Origin of the sequence: Streptomyces erythrochromogenes, from assembly GCF_040684695.1 — a bacterium.
Lineage (GTDB): Bacteria > Actinomycetota > Actinomycetes > Streptomycetales > Streptomycetaceae > Streptomyces > Streptomyces erythrochromogenes_C.
Genome location: NZ_JBFBGM010000003.1, coordinates 311,372 through 334,980, shown reverse-complemented (window position 1 = coordinate 334,980; position 23,609 = coordinate 311,372). Strand labels below are relative to the sequence as shown.

The 23,609-nt window shown below is 75.5% G+C and carries 14 protein-coding genes; 9 read left to right on the top strand and 5 right to left on the bottom strand.

Going from position 1 to position 23,609, the window contains the following annotated elements:
• Positions 1-171 precede the first annotated feature (171 nt).
• Entirely contained in the window at positions 172-1,665 is a 1,494-nt protein-coding gene (locus AB0O53_RS08705) for a PGAP1-like alpha/beta domain-containing protein (RefSeq protein ID WP_365194113.1), read from the top strand.
• Positions 1,662-5,366: an NACHT domain-containing protein gene (locus tag AB0O53_RS08700; RefSeq protein ID WP_365194110.1), complete on the top strand. Its 3,705-nt coding sequence runs from the start codon at positions 1,662-1,664 to the stop codon at positions 5,364-5,366. Before AB0O53_RS08705 ends, AB0O53_RS08700 begins: the two co-directional genes overlap by 4 nt.
• A gap of 20 nt (positions 5,367-5,386) precedes the next feature.
• On the opposite strand, the gene AB0O53_RS08695 is transcribed toward AB0O53_RS08700, so the two are convergent.
• A complete protein-coding gene (locus tag AB0O53_RS08695) occupies positions 5,387-6,415 on the bottom strand; it encodes a saccharopine dehydrogenase NADP-binding domain-containing protein (RefSeq protein ID WP_350990914.1) in 1,029 nt (342 codons plus the stop codon).
• A 98-nt stretch (positions 6,416-6,513) separates the two neighbouring features.
• Here AB0O53_RS08695 and AB0O53_RS08690 point away from each other — a divergent pair, with 98 nt between their 5' ends.
• The 4 genes from AB0O53_RS08690 (at position 6,514) to AB0O53_RS08675 (ending at position 12,748) form a co-directional block, all read left to right on the top strand.
• Positions 6,514-7,461, top strand: coding sequence for a helix-turn-helix domain-containing protein (locus AB0O53_RS08690; protein WP_365194106.1), 948 nt, complete (start codon positions 6,514-6,516; stop codon positions 7,459-7,461).
• Between the two features lie 206 nt (positions 7,462-7,667).
• Complete coding sequence (locus AB0O53_RS08685; RefSeq protein WP_350990918.1) at positions 7,668-8,846, top strand: sensor histidine kinase; 1,179 nt, start codon at positions 7,668-7,670, stop codon at positions 8,844-8,846.
• Complete coding sequence (locus tag AB0O53_RS08680; protein WP_350990920.1) at positions 8,834-9,508, top strand: response regulator; 675 nt, start codon at positions 8,834-8,836, stop codon at positions 9,506-9,508. The genes AB0O53_RS08685 and AB0O53_RS08680 overlap by 13 nt, the downstream gene beginning before the upstream one ends.
• Before the next feature lie 105 nt (positions 9,509-9,613).
• A complete protein-coding gene (locus AB0O53_RS08675; protein ID WP_365194102.1) occupies positions 9,614-12,748 on the top strand; it encodes a helix-turn-helix transcriptional regulator in 3,135 nt (1,044 codons plus the stop codon).
• On the opposite strand, the gene AB0O53_RS08670 is transcribed toward AB0O53_RS08675, so the two are convergent.
• On the bottom strand, positions 12,652-15,213 hold the full coding sequence (locus tag AB0O53_RS08670) for a class III lanthionine synthetase LanKC N-terminal domain-containing protein (protein ID WP_350990924.1): 2,562 nt from the start codon (positions 15,211-15,213) through the stop codon (positions 12,652-12,654). The two genes, AB0O53_RS08675 and AB0O53_RS08670, sit on opposite strands and share 97 nt — an antisense overlap.
• 479 nt (positions 15,214-15,692) lie before the next feature.
• Between AB0O53_RS08670 and AB0O53_RS08665 the strand changes: the two genes are divergently transcribed.
• Positions 15,693-16,679: a serine/threonine-protein kinase gene (locus AB0O53_RS08665; RefSeq protein ID WP_365194098.1), complete on the top strand. Its 987-nt coding sequence runs from the start codon at positions 15,693-15,695 to the stop codon at positions 16,677-16,679.
• 24 nt (positions 16,680-16,703) lie between these two features.
• Here the strand turns inward: AB0O53_RS08665 and AB0O53_RS08660 are convergent, their stop codons facing one another.
• Positions 16,704-19,145, bottom strand: a complete 2,442-nt coding sequence (locus AB0O53_RS08660) for a SpoIIE family protein phosphatase (protein ID WP_350990928.1) — start codon at positions 19,143-19,145, stop codon at positions 16,704-16,706.
• Positions 19,146-19,455: 310 nt separating this feature from the next.
• Here AB0O53_RS08660 and AB0O53_RS08655 point away from each other — a divergent pair, with 310 nt between their 5' ends.
• The gene (locus AB0O53_RS08655; protein ID WP_350990930.1) at positions 19,456-19,695 is read left to right on the top strand and encodes a hypothetical protein; all 240 of its coding nucleotides are present in this window, start codon (positions 19,456-19,458) and stop codon (positions 19,693-19,695) included.
• A 132-nt stretch (positions 19,696-19,827) separates the two neighbouring features.
• On the opposite strand, the gene AB0O53_RS08650 is transcribed toward AB0O53_RS08655, so the two are convergent.
• Together AB0O53_RS08650 and AB0O53_RS08645 are read right to left on the bottom strand one after the other, a co-directional pair.
• Positions 19,828-21,045: an NAD(P)/FAD-dependent oxidoreductase gene (locus AB0O53_RS08650; protein WP_365194094.1), complete on the bottom strand. Its 1,218-nt coding sequence runs from the start codon at positions 21,043-21,045 to the stop codon at positions 19,828-19,830.
• 129 nt (positions 21,046-21,174) lie between these two features.
• Complete coding sequence (locus AB0O53_RS08645) at positions 21,175-22,260, bottom strand: DUF5937 family protein (RefSeq protein ID WP_350990934.1); 1,086 nt, start codon at positions 22,258-22,260, stop codon at positions 21,175-21,177.
• 100 nt (positions 22,261-22,360) lie between these two features.
• Here AB0O53_RS08645 and AB0O53_RS08640 point away from each other — a divergent pair, with 100 nt between their 5' ends.
• The gene (locus tag AB0O53_RS08640; RefSeq protein ID WP_350990936.1) at positions 22,361-23,593 is read left to right on the top strand and encodes an MFS transporter; all 1,233 of its coding nucleotides are present in this window, start codon (positions 22,361-22,363) and stop codon (positions 23,591-23,593) included.
• Positions 23,594-23,609: the final 16 nt, after the last annotated feature.

Here is a 23,609-nt window from a genome sequence, read left to right as displayed (position 1 = left end):
GGATTCCGGGACGTTCCGCCGCCCGCCGTCCTAGAGTGGCCCGTACGACCGGCTCCTCCCGGGGGAGGGGGCAAGGTCCTTGATTCCGGCCGGAGTTGCCCGGCCCGCGGCGTCGCGTGTCCGGCCCGTCCGGCGGCGCCGGCCGTCCCACCATCGACCCTGTGAGGCACTGTGGCACGTCGGCACCTTCTCGTCTTCCTTCCGGGCATCGGCGGCAGCGTGCTCGCGACCCACCCGCGGGGGGCGCACCCGCCGGAAACCCTGTGGACGGCGCGGATCCCCAACATCGCGAGCACGCTCCGCAGCCCGGACCGGCTCAGCGTCGAGGAGTCCCCGGACCTGGTGCCGACCGGACTGGTCCGCTCCACCACGGTGCTGCCCGGGCTGTCCATCCTGCCCGGCTACGAGAGGGTCGCCGCGAGGCTGGCGGCGCTGCCCGGCGCCGTGCCGGACGTCTGCCGCCCGGACCGCCCCCGGGTACCGGGCGCCAACGTGCTGATGTTCCCCTACGACTTCCGCCGGGGCGTCGCCCACGCCGCCGTGCGCCTGCGCGACGAGATCGACGCCCGGCTCCACGGGCTGAGCCGGTCCGAGCGGGCCGGCCGGGTCATCGTGGTCGGGCACTCCATGGGGGGCCTGGTCGCCCGGCACTGGCTCGGCCCGCTCGGTGGAGCACCCGACTGCCGGGCCCTGATCACGCTCGGCACCCCGCACCGCGGCGCACCCAAGGCGCTGGACGTCCTGGTGAACGGCGCACGGTGCGCGGGCCTGAACTTCCGCGGGACCACGGAGGTGATCCGCGGCTGGCAGGGCGTAGCGGACCTGCTGCCCCGCTACCGGATGATCCTCGACACGACCACCGGCCGCCCCCTGTACCCCCACGAACTGGCGGGCCTCGCCCCGCGCAGGCCGGGACCGCCCCCGGCCCCCGTACCGGGTCTCGGCCTCGCGGCATCGGCCCGGGACATGCACCGGGACATCGAGACCGGCTGGGCCCGGCTCGGAGCCGAGGGTCAGCCTCCGCGTCCCGAGGTCGTGGCCAGGATCGGGTTCGGCCACGCCACCGCCTCCGGAGCCGTCTGGGACGGCAGGGAACTCAAGGTCGACGACGTCCACCCGTACTGGCTGCCGGCCCCCGGCTGGGAGGAGGACCGCGGCGACCACACCGTGCCCGCCGTCTCCGCCCTGCCGCTGGAGCTCTCGGGCCACAGCCCCCAGGGATTACGGGTGTCCCAGCGCCACGGGCCCATGGGGGAGGCGAAGTTCATCACCGACCTGGTGGAGGCGTACGAACGGTACGGGTCCACGGAGTCGGTCCAGGGCACCGAGCGCCCCGACGCCCTCGGGCTGGACCTGCCCGACGCCCACGCCGTCGGCACCACCCTGCGCGTGACCGTCCGGCTGCCCGACGGCGCCCGCGACAGGGTGCTGGCCGACCCGGGCCTGCTGCCCGCCGCGTGGATCTGGATCGCTCCGGAACCGGAGCCGGGCGAACCGGCCGTCCCCACCGACCCCGTGCAGCTGACCTGGGATGCCGGCACCGGCACGTACGTCCACGACTGGAAGCCGGGCACGCCGGGCTACTACGGCGTCCGCATCCGCGCCCGGGCCGTCCCGGGCGCGGGGGACCTGTCCGTCCACGACGTACTGGCGGTGGTCGAGTGAACCAGTGGCCGCGCTGGCAGCGCAGCGCACCCGCCACCCTCGTCCAGTACGTCCTGCCCACCGAGGTGGCCGCACTCCTGACCGTGCCCGGCCGCTCGCAGGCCAGCCCCGTCGACCGGCTGCGCGCGGTGTACGAGGCCATGGCCCGGGCCGGTGTGAGGTACTCCCAGCCGCAAGCCAGTGACATGTCGGGCCGCCAGCGGATCGCGGAACCGTACGAGGTCCTGCACTCCCCGAAGCAGGGGACCTGCATCGACCTCGCCGTGGTGATGGCCGCCGCGGCCAGGCACGCCGGTCTGACCACCATGATCGTGGTGGCGGACGCACCCGGACCCGGCGCCGTGTCCCACGCCCTGCTCTGCGTCCACGTCGACACCGAGGAACCCTGGCCGTTCGATGCCGCCGCCGACCCCCGGTCCGCCGCCACCGGGGTGTGGCCCGACCCGCCACCGGGCCTGCGCCGTCTCATCGGCACCGACTCCCGCTCGCCCCACCCCCTGCTCGTGGTGGATCCCGTCGGCGTCTGCCTCCCGCTGTCGTCCTCGACCCCCGAAGCGGGACTCGCCGTGTCCTTCGACCGGGCCTGCGAGCAGGGGCGCCGCCATCTGGAGGACGGCGGCATGCGCTGGGCCTTCGGCGTGGACGTGGACGCCCTGTGGAGCGCGACGGACCAGCAGGAGCCCTACACCTCGGCGCGCCGGGCCGGGTTCGGCCGCGAACACGAAACGGCCCTCCTCATCGGCCTGATGCAGGCGGACCTCGCCGATGACACCGGGAAACAGGGCCTGCACCAGCCACTCGTGATGCGGGTCCACGAACCGGACCCGCACGAGGCACCAGGCGTCCCGGAGGGGCCCGGCCGCCCGCTGTCCGCCCTCCTCGACGAGGTGACCCGCTCGCCGCTGCCCCGGCTGGTGCTCACCGGCGCGGCGGGCAGCGGCAAGAGCACGGCCGCGCGCGAGCTGGCGCTGCGCCTGCTCGGCGTCCGCCAGACCGGCGGACCGGTCCCCGTCCTCGTCAACATGTCCACCTGGAACCCCGAGCGCGACCATCTGGACACCTTCATCGGCCGTCAGCTCGAACTCAACTACGCCTCGGGGAGCGGGGTGCGCAAGCGCCGGTGGCTGAGCCGGCTGCGCGGACACCCCCAGCCCACCGGATCCCTGGTCCGCGAGCTGGTCGAACAACGCCGGCTCCTGCCGCTCCTGGACGGACTCGACGAGCTCCCGCAGCAGCTGTGGCCGACCGCCCGCCGGGAACTGGCCCGCACACTCGGGGCGGCCGACCGCGCCTTCGTCCTCGTCTGCACCACCGAGTCCGCCGAAGAACTGATCCCGTGGGAACTCGCCGGACGCGAGGACGTCCGGGCCGTCCGGATGACCCCTGTGGCCCCGGTCTCCTCGATGGCCTTCCTCCGCGGCGCGTCGGGCGGCGGCGCCGCGCGCTGGGACGGCGTCGAGCAAGAGATCGCCGCGGACCCCGACGGCCCCCTCGCGGCCGCGCTCGGCACCCCGCTGATGATCGACCTCGCCCGCACCGTCTACGCCAAGGGCCCCGCCCGGCCCGACGAGCTGTGCGACCGGCAGGCGCTGGCCACGGAACAGGACGTGCGGCAGCGGCTGTTCGAGCGGTACCTGCCCACCGTGTACGCGTCGTGGACCGAGCGCCTCGACCAGCGGACGCCGACCCTGCGGCGCAAGCCCTACCCGCCGGCCGACGCCCAGCGCTGGCTCACCTTCCTGGCCCGCCAACTGGACCGGATGGAGGCGACCCAGCTGTTCTGGTGGCAGCTCGTGGCCACCACCAAGGTGGTGGAGCCGGTCAGGCCGACCAGGCTCACGACCCGGCCCCGCCCGCGCCCCTTGCTCATCGGCCTGCTGCTCACCGCCGCGGCGGTCCTGGTCTCGGCCCTGTGGGAGCGCCCGGCCCACGCCCGGTTCTCGACGGGTTTCCTCGCGTTCGAGTTCCGGACGAGCGCCCGTGAGCAGACCACTGTCTGGCGGCAGGGGGGACACCTGTGGGTCATCGTCACCTCCTCACCGGTCCTGACCCTCAGCATCGCCCTCGGCCTGACCGGCGCCCTACTGAGCTGGCTGATCGCGTCCAGGGAGCCTCCGGAGACGGTTAGGACGACGGCGTCCCCCGCCGAGGAACTCGCCCTGGACAAGAAGGCCTTCCTGACCCGGGTGCCCGTCGTCGCGGCCGTCGCGGCGGTGATCGGGGTCGTGGTCAGCCTCTCCACCGCCGCCCTGGGCATGTACCCGGACGGGGACGGGCTGACGCTCGCCGAGGCCCGGGCCCGGGCCGGGGCGCCCCCCTGGTGGCTGGGCGTCGAGGACACGGCCATGGCCGTGCTCTGCGGGGTGCTGCTGCTGTTCTTGTCCTCGGCCTGGTCACGTCTGTGGGCCACGGGGCTGCTGCTGAGCCTGAGCCGCCGCATGCCGCGCGATCCGCTGGCCTTCCTGGAGGACGCCCACGCGCGGGGCGTCCTGCGGCGCAACGGCAGCGCCTACGCCTTCCGCCACCGGCTGCTGCAGCGGCACCTGACCGCCCCGAACCGGCGGGCCCCGGCCCTGCCCGTACTGATCGAATCGGCCCGGCGGCGCGAGGAGGCCGGGGCGTACCGCCAGGCCGTGGCTCTGCTCCGGCCCCTGGCCCTCTACGAACCGGCGGCCCGCCGCGAGCTGGCCCTGCTCGCCGAACGCCAGTCGGTCCGCGTCGCCGGGGGCCGCTTCCTGCGCTACTACCGGTGGAAGAAGCTCTGCAACCGCGCCATCGCCTGGTGGAACACCGCGATCGCGGAGAACGACGAGGGCGCCCGGCAGGGGCTCGCCGGGCTGTACCGCCGGGAAGCCGCCAACACCTTCGGCTGGAAGGTGCTGGGCCCGCTCAAGGCCGCGACCGCGGCGGTACGGGAGGTGGAGTTCTGGGACGGGCAGGAAACCGCCGGGTTCCCGGGCGCCGAGGAGGAGGTGCTCCGCCTCCTGCTCGGCCGTGCGCAGGACGTCCGTCCCGGCCTGCGGCGGCAGACGCTCCGCGACGACGCGCGCAAGAGGCTCGACGCACGCGGAGTCGCCTGGCAGAACCCCGCACCCTCCACGCTCCCCGCGTCCCCGTACGGCCGGCCGGCCGCCGCGATCCACCTGGGCGACACGGTGCGCCGCACGCTCGACGCGGCGGCCCGCGCCGGCGGCGTCCTGCACACCGGCCGGGTCCTCGCCCTGCTCGCCGAGCAGGACGCGGCCTTCGGCGACTGGGACCGGCTGTGGCTGTACACCGGCGACCCGCCCGCCACCGGTCTGGCCGCCGCCACGGACACCGGCGACGGAGCAGGGTCGGCCCCGCCGGGGGAGGTTGCGGCCCGCGCCGCGGCCCTCGGGCTGTCCTGGCCCGGAGACACGGAAATGTCACCGGCCGTGTCGGAGAGCCTGCGGGTACTGCACCGCATGACCCAGACCTACCCGGTCGAGTCGGTGCCGCCGGGCTGGCTCGCGCTGGCACTCGTACGGTCCCCGGACTCGGGGGCGTCCCGGGCGCTGACCGGGCCCAGCGGCCTCACCCACGTCGCTCTGCTCCGGCACGTCATGGACGACATCCTGCTCGCCAGGCTCCCGTGCTTCCTGTCCTGGACCTCGGAGTCCCACCCCGGCACCGTGCCCGGGTGGGAGCCCGCCGAGCCGGAGGCCGTCGACACGCGATGACGGTGCCGTCCGCCCGCCGTTCAGCGCGGCAGGTCCACCGACACGTACGGAGCCAGCGCCCGCAGGAAGTCCGGCGCGTCGAACATCGCACCGGCCGAGGCGACCCCGGTGGCCCGCGTGCGCCCGGACAGCACGCGCTCAAGGGCCTCCACCACCAGGGGCGCGGTGACCGCGTAGATGTCCCGGCCGCGGGCCGTCGCACGGCGTTCGACCCCGCCCGAACTCACCACGGCGTCGACGACGAACGTCTGGTCCGACCGCCCCAGGGCGTCGGCCGGCTCCGGCGCCGGGGTGTCCTCGGCGGCCAGGTCCCTCGCGGCCTCGACGGTCATGTAGGTCCGCACCTCCGGCACCGCCACGTGGGTGGGCACGGTGACGGCGTCGGCCATGGTGAACTCCGCGATCACCGACCGCCGGCCCAGCGGTTCCGGGAAGAGCCACTCCTGCTCCGCCACCGGGTCGTCGTGGTACTGCAGCGCGCCCTCGGCGAACCGCACGCGGCGGCCCGCACGGCGCTCGTGGGACACCCGGCCCGCCGCCCGGGTGCCCGACGTGGGGTGCCAGCTGTTCAACCCGTACGCGACGTGCACCACTTCGGCGGAGGTCCAGTCGCCCATCGCGGCCGTCACCAGCAGGTCGCCCAGGCCGCCGAAGAACGCCATCGCGGGCACCACGGGGGTACCCGACGCCGCGGCCGGGCCCGTCCGGTCGGCGAACGTCGCGACGTTCGCCTCCAGTTCCGCGGCGACGTCCAGGTACGGCACGCCCGCCCGCAGGGCCGCCCCGACGACGGGCCCCGCCGTCACCGCGAAGGGCCCGGCGCAGTTGATCACGGCCGCCGCGCCGGCCAGGGCCCGGTCCAGCGCCGCCGCGTCGTCCACGGGGGCCGGGCGCACCTCCACGTCCCCGATCCCCGCGGCCAGCGCCTCCAGCCGGGACGCGTCCCGGCCCGAGAGGATCACGGCGAATCCGCGCCGCCGCAACTCGGCGACGACGAACCGCCCGGTGTGCCCCGTCGCCCCGTAGACCACCACTGCCGCCGTACCCATGGTTCCCCCTGCTCTCGACCTGCTGACGGGCCCAGTCTCGCCGCCTCCGCAGCCCCGCCGTGATGGTCCGGAACGACGCTGCCCGTACACTTTCGGACATGCCAACCGTCGTACTGCCGACCGCCGGTGACCTCCTGCACTTCGAACTGGCGGTGGCCTGTGAGATCTTCGGCAACCCGCCGCGCGAAGCGGCGGACGGCTGGTACGAGGTACTGCTCTGCGGACCCGGCCCGGTGCGGGTCGGCCCCTTCACGGTCGAACCGGACCACGGACTCGACCGGCTGGCCACCGCCGACACCGTGATCGTGCCCGCCTGCGCCGACGTGGACGTCCCGCCGCCGCCCGCGCTCGTCGAAGCCGTCCGCGCCGCCCACGACGCCGGAGCCCGCGTCGCCTCCCTGTGCACCGGGGCGTTCGTGCTCGGCGCCGCGGGCCTGCTCGACGGCCGCCGGGCCACCACCCACTGGGCCCACGCCGCGGAACTCGCGGCACGCCACCCGCTGGCCGTCGTCGACCCGGACGTGCTCTACACGGACAACGGCAGCGTGCTCACGGCGGCGGGCAAGGCCGCCGCCGTGGACCTCTGCCTGCACCTGGTCCACCTCGACCACGGCGCCGCCGTCGCCAACTCCGTCGCCCGCCGACTCGTCATGTCGCCGCACCGTCCGGGCGGCCAGGCCCAGTTCGTCGGCACTCCGGTCCCGACCCGCGGCGACCACCGGCTCGCCGACCTGCTCGCCTGGGCCCAGCAGCGCCTCGACCGGCCGCTGACCGTGACGGACATGGCGCGCGAGGCGCACACCAGCCCCCGCAACCTCGGCCGGCAGTTCCGGGCGGTGGTCGGCCAGACCCCGATGCAGTGGCTCCTCACCCAGCGCGTGCGCCGGGCCCAGGAACTGCTCGAAGCCACCGACGACAGCATCGAGACGGTCGCCGTCGCCACCGGCATGGGCACCGCGACCACCCTGCGCCGCCAGTTCAAACGCGTCGTCGGGATCCCGCCCGCCGCCTACCGGCACGCGTTCCGCAGCGACGGGTCCGCCTGACCCCCGCCCGGCGCCCCGCCGCAGGGCGGTGAAATCGGCCTCGGCCGGCCGACGGCCGTCCGGGACGTGCCTTTCTGGCGTGCACCTGCTGGGGCAAAATGCCTGGTGTCACTGGCAATTGCGAGCTTCGCGGCACATCCGTCCCCTCCGGCACACCCCGGGGGACCCCGCGCTGCCCGCGGCTTTGGGGAGGAGTGGTCCTGGCGTTGCAGTCCTTACCGTTACGCCGCATACGGGCGCTGCGCGGAACGACCTCGGTGGGGTCGGGGACGCACCGGGCCCAGTCCTTCCTGATCGTGGCCACCCTCCTCTACCGGGGCAGCCACCTCACGGTCGCCGTCATGGCCGTCGCCCACCGCCCGTGGCAGCTTCCCCTCCAACACCTCGGCCTCGCGGCGGCCCTGGGCCTCAGCGTGCTGACCTACGGCACCGCCCTGCGGCGGGGCCGGTTCGACCGCCGGCACATCTGGGCCGACGTCGTCGTGACCGGATGCGTGCTGCCGCTGGCCCTGTGCGCCTGGGGAGGCGTGCGCGAACCCCCCACCATCGCCTGGGCGATGCTGCTCGGAGGATCGGCGAGCGCCGCCGCCGCCATCGCCCTCGACCGCCTCCACGCCCTCGCCGTCGTGGCGCTCCTCGTCGTCACCCACTTCATCGGCTACCAGGCCGTCGGCGCGACCCCCGCCGTCGTCGTCGGCCACCTCAACTCGATCGTGTCGTCCGCCCTGATGACCTACGCCTTCCGCTGGTACCTGCTCCGCCAGGGCCGCCTCCTCGACGAGGCCAACGCCCGCGCGCTGGCCGCCGAAGGGCACAAGGCGCGCTACGCCGAACGCCTCGAACACCACCGCGCCCTGCACGACACCGTCCTCGCCACCCTGACCACCCTGGCGGCCGGCACCGTCGACGCCAACGCCCCCGAGGTACGGCAGCGGTGCGCCCGCGAGGCCGCCTACCTGCGCCGGCTGATCCAGCAGACCGCCGACGAGGTCCCCCACCGGGAGATCGGCGAGGCCCTGGAGGAAGCCGTCGGATCCGTGGAGAGCCTCGGACTGCGGGTCACCGCCCAGTACCACGCCCTGCCGCGGGTACCGCCCGAGGTCGCCGCCGCACTCGGCCACGCCGTGCGCGAAGCCCTCAACAACGTACGCAGGCACGCCGGCACCGGGCACGCCTACCTCACCGCCACCGGCGACCCGGACGGAAGCGGCGCGGCCGTCGTCACCGTGGTCGACCGGGGCCCCGGATTCGACCCGGCCCGGTGCGAGCCCGGCCTCGGCCTGCGCGGCTCGGTCCACGGCCGGATGACCGAGGCGGGCGGCCGCGCCACGGTGGACACCGCCCCCGGCGAAGGAGTACGCGTGGAGCTCAGATGGCCCGGGTGATCACGGTCGCGGTGGTCGACGACGACCGGATGCTCCGCGACGGGCTGCGGGCCTGGCTCGGCGACGTACCGGACCTGCGGCTCGTCGCGACGGCCGCCACCGTCGGCGAACTCCTCGCGGACCCCGGCCCCTACCGCGCCCACGGCCCCGGCGAGACGGTCCCGCCCCCGCCGGACGTCGTCCTCCTCGACCTCGTCCTGCGGGACGGCTCGGACCCCGCCGACAACATCCGCAGGGTGCTGCGCACCGGCAGCCGCGTCCTCATGATCAGCACCGTGCCGGACCGTTCCCGGATCCTGGAGGCGATCCGGGCCGGCGCCGACGGATACCTGACCAAGGACCACGACCTGCCCACCCTGGTCGCCGCCGTCAAGGACCTCGCGGAGGGCCGGGGCGCCCTCTCCACGGAACTCGCCTTCGCCTGCGCCTACGACGACAGCCCCGCCCGCCCCCGGCTCTCCCCCCGGGAACGGCAGATCCTGCTCGACTACGCGTCCGGCATGACCCTCAAGTCCGCCGCGCGGCGGGCCGGCATCACCGTGCACACGGCCAAGGACTACCTGGACCGCGTCAAGGCCAAGTACCAGCAGGCCGGCCGCCCCACCTACACCAAGCTCGACCTCGCCCTGCGGGTACGGGAGGACAGCCTCGACGGGGGCTGAGCCCGGCGCAAGCCCCCCAAACGGACGGCTACAGGGGGGCACCCGAACCCCCTTACCGTCGACCCGGCGGTGTCCGGGACGGCCCGCCGGGAAGGGGACGAGCCGGTGACCGCACTCAGGCCGGCACGGCCGGCACAGCCTGCACGGACTGCCGAAGACCGCACCGCCACCGCCACCGCCACCGCCACCGCCGCCAACGCCACCGCCGGCGCCACGCGTCACGCCTGCGGCCCGCACCGGGGGCGGGCAGCCCTGATCGGGCGGACCGCCGAGACGGAGCGGATCGCGGCCGCGCTGGCCGCCGCCGGGTCCGGGCGGGGCGGAGCCCTCTTCGTCACCGGCGAGCCCGGCATCGGCAAGACCCGCCTGGCCACCGCGGCCCTCGACACGGCCGCCGCGGCGGACATGGTCACCGTACGCGGGCGGGCCAGCACCGTCGGCCCGCCCGTCCCCTACCGGCCGCTGGTCGAGGCACTGCTCCTGCTCGCCCGCGCCGGCCTGCTGCCCGACCCGGACGAACTGGGCGCCTACGGCCCCGTCATGGCCCGCCTGCTGGGCGACGCCCCGGACGCCGACGGGCGCGCCGCCCCGCACATCGCGGTCGCCGAGACCGTGCTGCGCGTGCTCGCCGCCGTCGGCCGGCAGCGGGGCTGCCTGCTCGTCCTCGACGACCTGCACGACGCCGACGCCGGCACCCTGGCCGTCGTCGAGTACCTCCTCGACAACATCGGGCAACAGCCCGCCGTGATCCTGCTCGTCGCGGGCCCCACCCCCCGCGCCGCCACCGAACTGGCCCTGCGCGCCCGCCAGCGGGACGTGGCGCAGATCCTCGACCTGGCTCCCCTGACCCACTCCGACGTGCGCCTCCTCGCCGCGGCCGAGCTCGGCGTCCCGCCGGTGGCGGTCTGCCCCGACCTCCTCCACCGCGCGGTGACCGGCGGAGCCGGAATCCCCTTCGTCGTCAAGGAACTCGTCCACGACCACGCGGCCCGCGCCGCCCACCGCGGCGAGCGGACCCCGTCCGTACCCCCCACCGTCGCCGACGACGTCAGGCGCCGCACCGAAGCGCTCGGGCCCCTCGGCGCGCGGTTCCTGGGCACGGCAGCCCTGTTCGGCGGGCGCTTCCCCCTGCCCGTACTGGAGCACGCGATCGGCGCCGACCACCCGGCCCTGTCCGAGGTCCTGCGCGCCGCCCTCGCCTCCTGCCTGATCACGCCGGACGGGCCCGGCACCCAGTGGTACGCCTTCCGCCACCCGCTGGTCGGCGAGGCGCTCCTCGACGACCTCGGGCCGGGCGAACGCGCCCGGTACGCCCGGAGCGCCACGCAGGCACTCGCCCGCCTCCACCCGGGACTGCCCGGAACCTGGCGCGAGCACGCCGCCCGGCTGCACGAGCACTCCGGCGAAGCACACGAAGCCGTCCGCCTCTACTGCGAAGCCGCGCGGCGGGCGATGGACGAGGCCGTCCCGGAACGGCCCCTGGACCGCGCCCTGGAACTGCTCACCCGGGCCCGGGCCCTCCTCGAACCCGGCGCCGCGCCGCCCGAACTGCACGCCACGGTGCTGGAACTGCTGCTGGACACCGCCGCCCGCTCGGCCCGCCTCGACCTGCTGCCCGACCCGCCCGCCCCCGACCACGGCATCCCCGCCGCGCGACGGGCCGGGATCCACGCCCGACTCGGCGGCATCGCCACGCTCACCGGCCGCCCCGCCGAAGCCCTGCGCCACCTCGACACCGCCCGCTCGCTGCTCCCCGCCCACCCGGCCGACGGACACCCCGCCGAAGGCCACACCGCCCTGGTGGACCTCGCCGCCGCCCACGCCGAGCTGGGCCGGCTCGCCCCCGACCGGCTGCACACCGCCGGCCGGCTCGCCCGCAGGGCGCTGGACGCCGCCCTCGCCGACGACCTGCCGGAGGCGGCCTGCGGAGCCCTGCTGCTGCTCGGACAACTCGCCCGGCCCGAGGACGAGCCCGCGGCGACCGCCCACTTCGGGCGGGCCCGCGCGATCGCCCTCGCCCACCGGCTCCCCGGCCCCCGCACGGCGGCCGACGTACAACTGGCCATCACCGCGGCGGGCCACGACGAGCAGCCCACCCGCCTGGAACAGGTCCGGCAGGACGCCCGCCGCCGGGGCCTGCTGCCGCCGGCCCACGAGGCGGGCTTCGCGCTCGCCGTGGAGCGGATCCGGCGCTGCGCCTTCGACGAGGCCCGCGACGGGATCATCGAGGACGCGGCCGAGGCCTCCGCGCTCGGGCTGGGCCGCTCCCTCGCCCTGCTCCGGCTCGCCGACGCCGTACGGTACGCCCACCAGGGACGCCGCGCCGAGATGACCGGCGCGCTGGAACGCCTGGAACCGCTCCTCGACGCCGCCCCCGGCCTGCGCGCCATGGCGTACGGGTCGGCCCGGGCCTTCTGCTCGCTGCTGGAGGAGCGGCACGGGGCCGCGGAAGCCGAGCTCGCGCAGGCGCTCGCCCACGACACCGAGAACCCCTCCACCGAGGACTTCGGACGGCACGGCATCGCCGTGCTGCTCGGCGTCCTGGCCGGACGCATCGGCCGCCGGCACTGCCCCGACGCCGGGGCGGGCGCCGCCGGCACCCGCTGGAACCGCCAGTTCACGGGCCTCGCCCACGCCGTGCTGCTCGGCCGCGAGGGGCACCGCGAGCAGGCGACGGCCGTCGCCGCCGAGGCACTGGCAGCGGCCGGCCCGTACCCCGCGGCCCGCCGCCTGGGCATGCGGCTGGTGGCCCGGCCGGCGTACGAGGACGGCTGGGGCGCGCCGGTCGAGTGGCTGCGCGAGGCCGAGGAGTACTTCCACGGCGCCGGCCTCCACCCGGTCGCCGCCGCGGGCCGGGCCCTGCTGCGCGGCATGGGCGCGTCCGTGCGGCAGCGGCGCACGGGCACCGAGCAGGTCCCGCCGGACCTGCGCAGGTCCGGCATCACCGTCCGCGAGTTCGAGGTGGCCCGGCTGGTCGCGGAGCGGATCAGCAACAAGGACATCGCCGGCCGGCTCCACATCTCCCTGCGCACCGTCGAGAAGCACGTCGCGAACGTCCTCCACAAGACCGGCCACCCGAACCGCCGCGCTTTCGCCACCGCCTCCGGCGACCTCGTCGGCGCGGGCCACGGCCGTCCCGCCGGTCAGGGCGGCCCGATCTCGTCCAGCAGGAAGTCGGCCGTGCCGCCGGAGCCCGCACGGTGGAGCACCCGCAGCACACCCGCCGAGCCGGTCAGGTAGTCGGTGGAACAGCGCAGCAGGCCCTCACCGGGCACCCCCAGCAGGGGCCGCCCGTCCGCGTCGCGCAGACCGAAGCGTTCGGCCGGCTCGAAGAGGAACACCCGCCGGACGAAGTCGAGCTGCCGCAGCGCCGCGTCGCGGTAGGCGGGGTCGCCGGTGAACTGCGCCGCGTCCAGCAGCGTGTCGGCGATCCCGCACATCCCGGTCGCGTACCCGGGCCGCGGCGCGTACCGCAGGTCCAGGCCCCGCAGCAGCGCGCGGGCCGCGGTCAGGTCCCCGTAGCGCAGCAGGACCTTCGCCACGCCCGCCGCGCCCGCCTCGACGGACGGATCCGCCTCGACGGAGGGACCCGTGCCCGCCTCCTCGCCGTTCGCCCCCTCGCGGGCCGTCTCCCGGCGGGCCGTCTCCCGGCGGGCCGTCTCCCAGGCGAGTGCCTCCCGCCCGAGCGCCAGGTGGTGCTCCTCGCCCGAGATCTGGTGCAGCCGCAACAGGAACACCGCCACGCCCGCCTGTCCGGAGCCCAGCCCGGTCAGCGGCCCCCGCGCACCCGCGCCGGTCAGCCAGTACGCCTGGCCCTCGTCGCGCTGCGCCGTCTCGTGCAGTGCCCGGGCGCAGTGCTGCGCCGCGGCGAGGTCGCGCGGGTCGCGGCTGCGCAGGAAGAAGTGCAGGTTCGTCATGCCCACCCCGGCGAGCCCGTGGTGGAAGGTGTGGTCGCCCCTGTCCACCACGCGCCGGTTGGCCCGGTCGAGCAGTTCCCCGGCCGCTGCCCCGAGCCCGAGCGAGTCGGCGGCCCAGGCGATGCCGGCCAGGCCGTTCATGAGCCCGTCCGGGTACCGCGCCGGGTCGAGGCCCGCCAGCTCGGCGCGCAGCCGGTCGCGCCATTCGGGCCGGACGGGCACACCGCAGGAGTTGAGCGCCCACAGGACGCCGCTCGCACCGGATCCGAGCCCGAGAGGGTTGGTGACGTGCGCGAACGGGTCCACGGGGAAGAGCGTGTCCCGGCCGGTGTCGGCGGCGGCCCCGATGAACGCGGCCACCGCGGAGGCCGCGGCCACCGCCCCGGCCGGCCGCAACCGCTCCTCGGCGGCCGGGCGCGGCGGGGTCGTGGCGACCGGGCCGAGCGGCTCCGCCGCGTCCTCCAGCACGTCGAGCAGGCCGACGAGGCCGATCCGGCCGCGCGCCAGGTCCACGAGCAGCCGGTGCACCCGCTCCGGCCAGCCCAGACCCTCCACGACGGGGATCCGGTACAGGTCCAGGAAGTCCTCGCGCAGGTACGACATCGCCGTCACCGGGAGGACGAGGTCCGCCATCACGCGGGCGAGGGCGTACCGGTCCCCGGCCTCGGTCGCGCCGCCGCCGGTGGTGTTCTCGGACCCGGGGCCGGCCAGCCGGCAGGACTCCAGACCGACGATGCTCACCTCGTGGGTGTCCGGGTCGACGAGGACGTCCGAGGTGGTGAAGCCGCCGAGGAGAACGCCGCGGTCGTGCGCGGCCCGGACCGCGCGGGCGAGGCCGCGGAAGACGGTGAGGAACGTCCGCAGGTACTCCCGCGACCGCTCGGCGTCGAAGCCGGGCCGCGCGAGCGGGCTGCGGGCGAGCAGCAGCGGGCCGAGGCCGGTGCCCTCGACGAACTCCCTCGCGATGTAGTGGTGTTCGCCCTGCTGGAACTTGGCCACGGGAGCCGGGTAGGAGCCCGCCGCGGCCAGCAGGTTCAGGAACATCCACTCGCGGCCCAGGAGGTCGGCGGCGTCGTGGCGGGCCTCCTTGAGGAGCACCTTCCGGCCGTCGCGGGCGGTGTCCTCGGCGGTGTGGACGCCGCCGTCGTGGGAGGACCGCAGCGTGTCGGTCACCCGGAAGCGGCCCCCGAGCAGCCCGTCGCCCGCGTCCTCGTCGGCGGGCTTCCAGTCGTCGAACGGCCAGGGCGCCCAGTCGGGTGCGGGCGGCTGCGGGCGCCCGAGGACGTCGACGGTGCGGGCGTCGTGGAACGGGCCGTAGCGCAGGTACAGCGCCCCGCTGTCGCGGTAGCGCACGCCCGAGGGCACGCACGGGCCGTCCACCCCGTCCAGGAGGCGGGCGAGGCCGGCCAGGCAGCTCCTGAACTCCGCGACGTCGTGCGGGTAGACGGTGGCGAGCAGGCCGTCGGCCCGCAGGGCGAAGACGGTGGGGTCGAGGACGATCTCGAAGTCGGTGCCGCGGGCGGTCAGGTGCCCGACCACCGAGGCGGCGATCTCGCGCGCCTGCCGCTGCCCCGCCGAGACGTGGATCTTCCAGCCCTGCTCCGGCGGGGCCGGGTCGTGCCGGTGGCTCCAGCTCGGGCCGCGGCGGACGAACCGCGCGCGCGTCCGCGCGTCGAGCCCGGCGAGGAAGTGGTCGGCGTCCGGCTCGTGGTAGGCGTCGAGAGGGTCAAAGAACAGCGTGTCGTTCCACGTGAAGAGGGAGCGGTGGACCCATCGTCCGTTGCGCATCTGAGCTGTCAGCCTCTGTGATCGTCCGCGGGGCCGCCGCCGGCAGCGGCCGGCGGGAACGACGGGATCCGGGCGGGGGCACGGGGGAGCGCCCCCGCACGGATCCGTCGGGTCAGTTCGGGTATCCCGGGCCGCGCTGCGTCCTGCGGGCCTCCGTGTTCTGGGGCTTGAGTACGCTCACCCGGTTCACCTCCTAGAAGGGTCGAATGCGCGGGATGCGCGGCTGGAGTCGGACTGGCGCCGGCCGATCGGCACCTCCGACTCAACGCCATCCGCGCCCGGCGCGCATGGGCGCCGGCCGCCCGCATTCCGCGTGGGCACCACCCATGACCCCACCGCTCCACCGCGGTCGAAATGGTGGTGGTCCGCCCCCTGCCGCCACCGGCCGCGCTGTGGTAGCGCAGGCGGGCGGGGGCTTCTCCGCCGGGCGTCCGGGGGGACCACTGGATAGAATTCCTGCTGAGGAAGGGGGGCGCCGGATGGGCGCGGACCTGAGCCAGTACAGGGGCCGGCCCTCCGGGCTGGTCGGGCAGCGGATCGCCGGATACAAGATCGAGCGCATGATCGGCCGGGGTGGCATGGCCGTCGTCTACTGCGCCAAGGACCTGCGCCTGGACCGTACGGTCGCGATCAAGCTGATCGCCCCCGAACGGGCCCGCGACGACACCTTCCGGCGCCGCTTCACCCACGAGTCGAGGGTGGCCGCCTCGATCGAGCACCCGCACATCGTGCCGATCTTCGAGGCCGGCGAGACCGACGGCGTCCTCTACATCGCCATGCGGTACGTACCCGGGCTGGACCTGCGGGGACTGCTGGACCGGGAGGGCCCGCTGCCCGTCACGACGGCCCTGCGGATCGCCGCCCAGGTGGCGTCCGCCCTGGACGCCGCCCACGACCACGAGCTGGTGCACCGGGACGTCAAACCCGGGAACATCCTGGTCGCGGCGGGCCCCGACCGGGACCACCCGGAGCACATCTACCTCACGGACTTCGGCCTGACGAAGAAGTCCTTGTCGCTGAGCGGGTTCACCACGGCGGGGGAGTTCGTCGGCACGCTCGACTACATGGCGCCCGAGCAGATCTCCGGCCGGCCGGTGGACGGCAGGTGCGACCAGTACAGCCTGGCCTGCGTCGTCTACGAGACCCTCGCGGGCGGGCCGCCCTTCGTGCGGGAGGAGGACGCGGCACTGCTGTGGGCGCACCAGTACGATTCGCCGCCTCCGCTGACCGAGCGGCGGCCGGACATCGCCCCGGCCGCCGACGAGGTCTTCTCCAGGGCCCTGGCGAAGGTGCCCGAGGACCGGTACGGCTCCTGCCTGGAGTTCGTGGCGGCCCTGCGGGTCGCCACCGAGGACGGGCCCCGGACGGAGCAGAGGCCCCGGCGCAGCCAGGAGGAGACGGCCCCGCCCCCGGAACCCCCGCAGTGGGCCCTGCCGGTCTTCCGTACCCCGGCCGACCGGCCCTAGAAGCCGCCGCTCGGCCGCTCGGACCTAGAAGCCGAGGAGCGACTGCTCGGCCCAGATCGTCTTGCCGACCGGGGCGTGCCGGGTGCCCCAGCGCTGGGCGAGCTGCGCCACCAGCAGCAGACCCCGCCCGCCCTCGTCGAAGGTCCGGGCCCGCCGCATGTGCGGGGCGGTGCTGCTGGCGTCGGAGACCTCGCAGATCAGGGTGTCCTTCTCGTGGATCAGCCGCAGCTGGATGGGCGGCTCGCCGTACCGGATGGCATTGGTGACCAGCTCGCTGACCAGCAGCTCGGTGACGAACGAAGCCTCCTCCAGCCCCCACTGCGCCAGCTGGTCGGTGGTCCGCCGACGGGCCTGGGAGACGTCGGAGGGATCCGAGGTCAGGTCCCACACCACGACCTTGTCGGCGTGCAGGGCCCGCGTCCGCGCGACGAGCAGGGCCACGTCGTCGTCGGGGCGGTGCGTCAGCAGGGCCGTCAGCACGCGGTCGCAGACCGTGTCCAGGGTGGAGGCGGGCTGGGCGAGCGCGGAGAACATCGTGTCCAGCGCCTCGTCGATGTCCCGCTCGCGGGGCTGGAGCAGCCCGTCGGTGTAGAGGGTCAGCACACTGCCCTCGGGAAGGTCCACGTCCAGGGTCTCGAAGGGCAGGCCGCCCAGGCCCAGCGGCGGGCCGGCCGGGACGTCGAGGAGGTACACGGAACCCTCCGGGGAGACCACCGCCGGCGGCGGGTGCCCGGCCCGGGCGAGCGTGCAGTGCCGGGTGACGGGGTCGTAGACCACGTACAGGCAGGTGGTACCGATGCCCCCGGCGCTCTCGTCGACCGCCTCCCGGCCGCCCTCGTCCGCGGACAGGTGGATGATCAGGTCGTCGAGGTGGGTGAGCAGCTCATCGGGCGGCAGGTCGACGTCGGCCAGCGTGCGCACCGCGGTGCGCAGCCGGCCCATGGTCGCCGAGGCACGGATGCCGTGGCCGACGACATCGCCCACCACCAGGGCCACCCGGGCGCCCGACAGCGGGATCACGTCGAACCAGTCGCCGCCCACACCCGCCTCGGTACCGGCCGGCAGGTAGCGGGAGGCCGTCTCCAGCGCCGGGTGGTCCGGCAGCGTCTGCGGCAGCAGGCTCCGCTGCAGCGTCATCGTGCTGGTGTGCTCGCGGGCGGACCGGTGCGCGCCGTGGATGCTCGCCGCCGCCCGGCCCGCGAGCTCCTCGGCCAGGCTCAGGTCCTGCCGAAGGAACGGTTCCCGGCTCTGGCGACGGCCGAACACGGCCACGCCGAGGCTGACACCGTCGGCGTGCAGGGGCACCACCAGCATCGAATGCGTCCCGTGCGCCCCGAGCCAGGCGGCCGCCGGGTCCTGCGCCATCCACTGGGCGACGGCCGGGGCGGTCGTCGCGTACACGGCACCACGACCCGCGGCCAGGCACTCCGCGGGCGGCGACAGCGGCGGATAGACGGCCGTCTCGCCGACCGCGACCCGCCCCTCGGAACTCCCCTCGACGGCCGAGCGCACGGCCGTACGGCACACGGTGACCGGCCCCGACGGCGGTCCGGAGGCGTGGTCGTCGCCCCGCGGGAGCGGCTCGATCAGGTCGACGACCGCGAAGTCGGCGATCCGGGGGACGGCCACGTCGGCCAGCTCCTGCGCGGTGCGGGTGCTGTCCCCGGTGGTGCCGATCCGCGCGGCGGCGGCGTCCGGTACGAACATCTGCTGCGTCTCGACCTCGGCCCCGGTCCGGTCGTGCGCGGCGAGGCACACCGCCCGCACCCGGCCGTCCGGGTCCCGCAGCGGGGCCACCGAGGTCGCCCAGCCGTGCTCCGCGCTGACGCCCGTGGCACGGACGAAGGCCTCCATGTGCTGCGGCTCCCCGGACTCCAGCGCCAGGCGCATCCGGTGCTCGGTCTCCTCGCTCACCGGGTCCGGGGCGATCTCCGGCAGGCGCAGCCCGGCCATCTCGGATTCGGTGAGGGACAGCGTGCGCTCCATGCCCGCGTTCGCCCGTACCAGCCGCAGGTCCGCGTCGAAGATCGCCAGGAAACAGGGGGACTGGGAGAACGACCACTCGTGCAGCGGATCACCCCACGAGGAGCCGTCACCGCCCCGCCCGCCCGCCACCGCGGACACCACGTACCACTTGGTGGCGCCGCCGGTGGAGGTCCGGCGGTGCGCGAGCAGCCCCTGCTCCAGTCGGCTGCCGTCCCGGCGGCGCAGTGCCACCGTCCCGCTCCACCGTTCCTGTTCGGGCCGGATGCGGCGCGCCGCATCGCCCGCGGGATCGGCCAGCAGGAATTCGGCGGACCGCCCCACCACCTCCGCGGACGCGTATCCGAGCAGCCGGGCGGCACCCTCACCCCACTCGATGACGACGCCCTGCTCGTCCACGGCGGCCGTCGCCGTGTACGCGGGCTCCTGGGCGGCGTCGGTCGGCTCCGGCCGCTCACCGGGAGAGGTGGGAAGTTGCTCCATCGCCGCTCATCTCGCCCTCGCTAGATCCGTCGCTGCCGTCCCACGGGACCTGCACGGCCAGGGGCCCCACTGACAAGCATCATCCGGCGGGGCAAGGAGCACCAACGCAGTGCTGCCGGCGGGGGCGCACGACGCGGCGTACCGCGCCGGCCGGGGCCGTCCCACGCCCCCTCCGGCGGGACCGGTCACGGGTGTCAAGTCACGCGTTCACGTGGCGTGACGCCCGCAGGCGTGCCGGGTGTAGTGGACGTACGCCTTCACCGGGACGTCCCGGAGGCTCCTGCGCCGGGCGGAGAAACGGAGAACGGTCGTGTTCGAGCATTCCTGGATCGGCGGTGTCGTTCTGGCCGCGGTTTCCGTGGCCCTGGTGGGCAGCGGTATCGGCCTGCTGGCGACCTCGACGGGTACCCCTGCCACGGCCCCGCGGCCGGCCGTCCTGCTCCTTCCCCAGGACGCCGGGGGCGCGCTGCACACGGGCCGGTCCACCGTGACCGTGCAGAAGCCGGGGTTCGAGGAGCGGCTGAAGGGGAGCCCCGGGGCGAAGCCCTGAGGATGACGCTCCCCGGACTCGGGTAGAGGTGGCGACGCACGCCCAGAGGGCGGCTGCGCGGTCGCCGTCCATCCGATCGCGGGTCCGGTGTCGGCGGGTCCGGCACCCGCAGGTCCCACGGGGGCAGGCGGTTCACCGGAGCAGTTCTGCCGCCCGGACGCCGTCCGTGCCAGTGGATTGGGCGGCGGCGGCGAGGAGTTCACGCCGCTTGGCGCCTCCCGAGACGCGGTGCAGGCCGTACGAGCCCGGCTCGCGGGCCTCGCCGGCCAGGTGCTTGACGATGCCCTGGCAGACGAACTCCTTGAGCTTCGCGCCGGGGCGTCCGGCGATGTGGAACCGGACCGCCACATCGTGGCGGCGGGCGAACTGGAAGATGCCCGCGCGCCGGCCGAGGCTGATGCACTGGCCCGCGAACACCGCGCTGAGGGGCGCCGGCCGCTCGCCCGCGATCCGGCTCAGCACCGTGTCGGCGGCCCGCGCGCCCAGCGGAATCGCGGCCTGGCAGCTCATCCGCAGCGGCAGGCCCGAGGGGGCCGCCGCGTCGCCTGCGGCGACGATGCGGTCGTCGTCCACGCTGGTCAGCGTCTCGTCCGTCAGCAGGCGGCCCACGGGGTCGGTGCTCAGCCCGCTGCGTACGGCCAGGTCCGGCACACCGAAGCCGGCCGTCCAGACGGTCACCTCGCTGGGCAGTTCGCGGCCGTCCTCCAGACGCACGGCGTCACGGGACACGGCCGTCACCTTCGTGCCGGGGCCTTCCACCACGGTGACACCAAGCCCGGCCAGCCGCCGGGCGACCGAGCGCCGGCCCCGCGCGTGCAGGTACGGGCCGAGCGCCCCGCCGCAGACCAGGGTCACCGCCCGGCCCTGCTCCGCCAGTTCCGCGGCGGTCTCGATGCCGGTCGGACCGGCCCCGACCACCGTCACCGCCGCCGTCGCGGGCGCGGCCAGAAGCACCGGCCGCAGCCGCTGCGCCTCCTCCAGGCTGCCCACCGGGTAGGAGAACTCCGCCGCACCCGGCACACCCGGGTCGGCACTGGCGCTGCCCACGGCGTAGACGAGGTAGTCGTAGGCGGCCGTTCCGCCCGACGCCAGCCTCACGCGGCGCGCGGCCGCGTCGATCCCCGCCACGGTGTCGACCCGCAGGCGCACGCCCCGGCCCAGGACGTCCGCGTACGCGACGACCGCGTCGTCGGTGCCGCCGACCAGCTGGTGCAGGCGGATCCGTTCGACGAAGGAAGGGCGGGGGTTGATCAGCGTCACGGTCACACCGGCGTGCTGCGTCAGCCGGTTGGCGGCCATGACGCCCGCGTACCCTCCGCCGATCACGATGACTTCGGTGTTCTCGGTCATGGTGGGCTCCCCGTTCTCTCGTTGTCGGCTTCCGGGCACAAGACACCGGTGCCGCCACCGCTGTGACAGGGGGAGTCGCGTGACCTGCGCCACACCGGCCGCACGCCGTCGGCGGGCGCCCGAAGCCGCTCAGCGCAGGACGGCCGCCAGCAGGTCGGCGCCCAGCGCCGTCAGATCGGGCAGGTTGAGGGTGTAGCGGACGTAGCGGCCGCGCCGCCGGGCCGTGAGCAGGCCGGCGCGGCGCAGGACGGCGAGGTGGCGGGACACCTCCGGCGGTGACAGCTCCCAGGCGTGGGCCAGCTCCCGGGTGGTGTGCGGGCCGCGGGCCAGGGTGCGCAGCAGCCGCAGCCGTACCGGATGGGCCAGTGCCTCCAGCCTGAGCGTGACCGTCTCCAGCGACACCGGCTCCGGGGGATCCGGCTCGGCCACCGGGTACTGCACCACCGGCTGCCAGCCGGGGGCGTGCACCACCGCCAGGTGCGGGCCGCCGAAGACGCTGGGGATGAAGGTGACGCCGGTGCCCTGTGCGGTGGTCGCCTTGTCCGGGAGCTTGTCCACGACGATGTGGCCGCCGTCCGGAGCGAGGGAGACCGCGCCGGAGACCGCCGCGAGCGCCGCCCCGGTGCCGTGCCGCCTGAGCAGGTCGTTCTTCACGCGCAGGTCGGTGGCCAGCCGTACGGCGACGTCCGCCCAGGCGGTGTCGAAGAAGGCCTCGGCGCACTGTTCGAGGGTGTCGCGCACCCGCGCCCGTACGGCGGCCGGGTCCGCGAGCAGCCGTGCCGCGAATGCCTCCTGGCGCACCCCGCGGGCCTGCGCCAGGTCCAGCGCACGCTCCCGCGCGGCCGGGTCGGTCAGCGGCGAAGGCGCCCCGAAGCGGACCCGGTTGCTGCCGCAGGTGGTGACGAGCGCCGCCGTCACGTACTTCTCGTCGTCGATCCGGTCCACATCGTCCAACTCCTCGGCGAGGGTCGGCCGGGGCCGTGCCGGGAGCAGGAAGTCGGCCTGTGAGGAACGCCAGAGGAAATCCGCCTCCCGCAGGCCCTCGGCCAGGCCCTGCGGCATGCCGGCCCACACCTCACCGGCCCAGCCGGCGAGGTGCGGATGGTGGCCCGGCTCGGCCAGCACGTGCAGCACCGCGGTCAGTTCGGCCAGCGGCGAGGCGGCGAACCGCAGCCGTCCGGACGGCAGGCCGCCGATGTCGATCCTCAACGTCACCCGCCCAAGCATCCCCGACCGGAGGGCCCGCCCCGCCACCGGGTTGACGATGTCCGTCAACCCGCGTGCCCGGCCCGGCGGGCGAACACAGGGTGACGCCATGGAAACCACCACCAAGATCCGGCCCCGCGCCCTGGTCATGGCCTCCGGAGGCCCCCGCTACGCCGTCGCCCTGGTCGTGGACGCGCTCGGCACCGGCCTGCTGCGGCCCTTCCTGCTGCTCTACGGGGTGATGGTGCTGCGGCTGTCCGCTCCGGCGACCGGCATCGCCATGACGGCCGGCATCGTCGTCGGCCTGGTGTGCATGCCTGCCGTGGGCCGCTGGCTGGACCGGGGCGCACGCAGCACGGTCGTGGCGGCGTCGATGCTGGTGCGGGCCCTGGGGGTGGCGCTGCTGCTCGCCACCCCGGCGGGGCACGTCTGGCCGTTCGCGACGGCGGCGCTGTTCCTCGGCGTCGGCAACCAGGCCTGGCCCGCCGCCCACGCGGCCCTGGTCGCCACGGTCGCCCACGGCCGGGAACGCGACACCGCCCTCGCGGCGGGCCGCGCCCTGCGCAACGCGGGCCTGGGCGCGGGCGCGCTCCTCGCCACCGCCTGCCTGGCCGGCGGCGCCCCGGCCCTCCGGGCGATGGCGGCCGCCACCGGGATCGCCTACCTCGCCGCGGCGGCCCTGGCGTGGTCGGTGCACCTGCGCGCGCGTCCGGCCGGCGCCGCGGCCGAGCACGCCGCCGAGGACGCATCCGAGGGGCCCGTGCCCCGGCTGCGCGCACTGCGCGCCGCGAACGTGGTCTACGTCTTCTGCCTCAACGTCCCCGAGATCGCGCTCCCCCTGGTGCTGGTGACGCAACTGCACGCCTCCCCGGTGTGGCCGGCGGCCGTGTTCGTGGCCAACACGGTGCTCGTGGTCACCCTCCAGGTGCCGGTCACCGTGTGGCTGGCCCGCTTCCCCCGGCGGACCGCGCTGGCCCTCGGCGGGGTGGTGCTCGCCGCGTCCTACGCCGGGTTCCTCGCGGCCGCCTCACTGGGGGGCGGCTGGGGCGCCCCGGCCGTCGCCGCGGTGTCCGTGGTCTGCACGATCGGCGAGATCGTCTACGCCGGCAGCGCCACGGCGCTGGTCACCGCCGTGGCCCCGGCCCACGCCCTCGGCCGCGTCCTCGCCCGCTTCGAGCTCTCCACGGGCTTCGGTCTCGCCGTCTCCCCGGCGGCCATCACCGCCCTCGCACCCCACGGCCCGGCGGCCCTGTGGGGCAGCCTCGCCGGTGCGACCCTGCTCGCCGCCTCCGCCGTCGCCACCGACAAGGACGCCGCCGCAACCGGGCCCGGCATCCGCTGACTTGCCCCGGCGGACG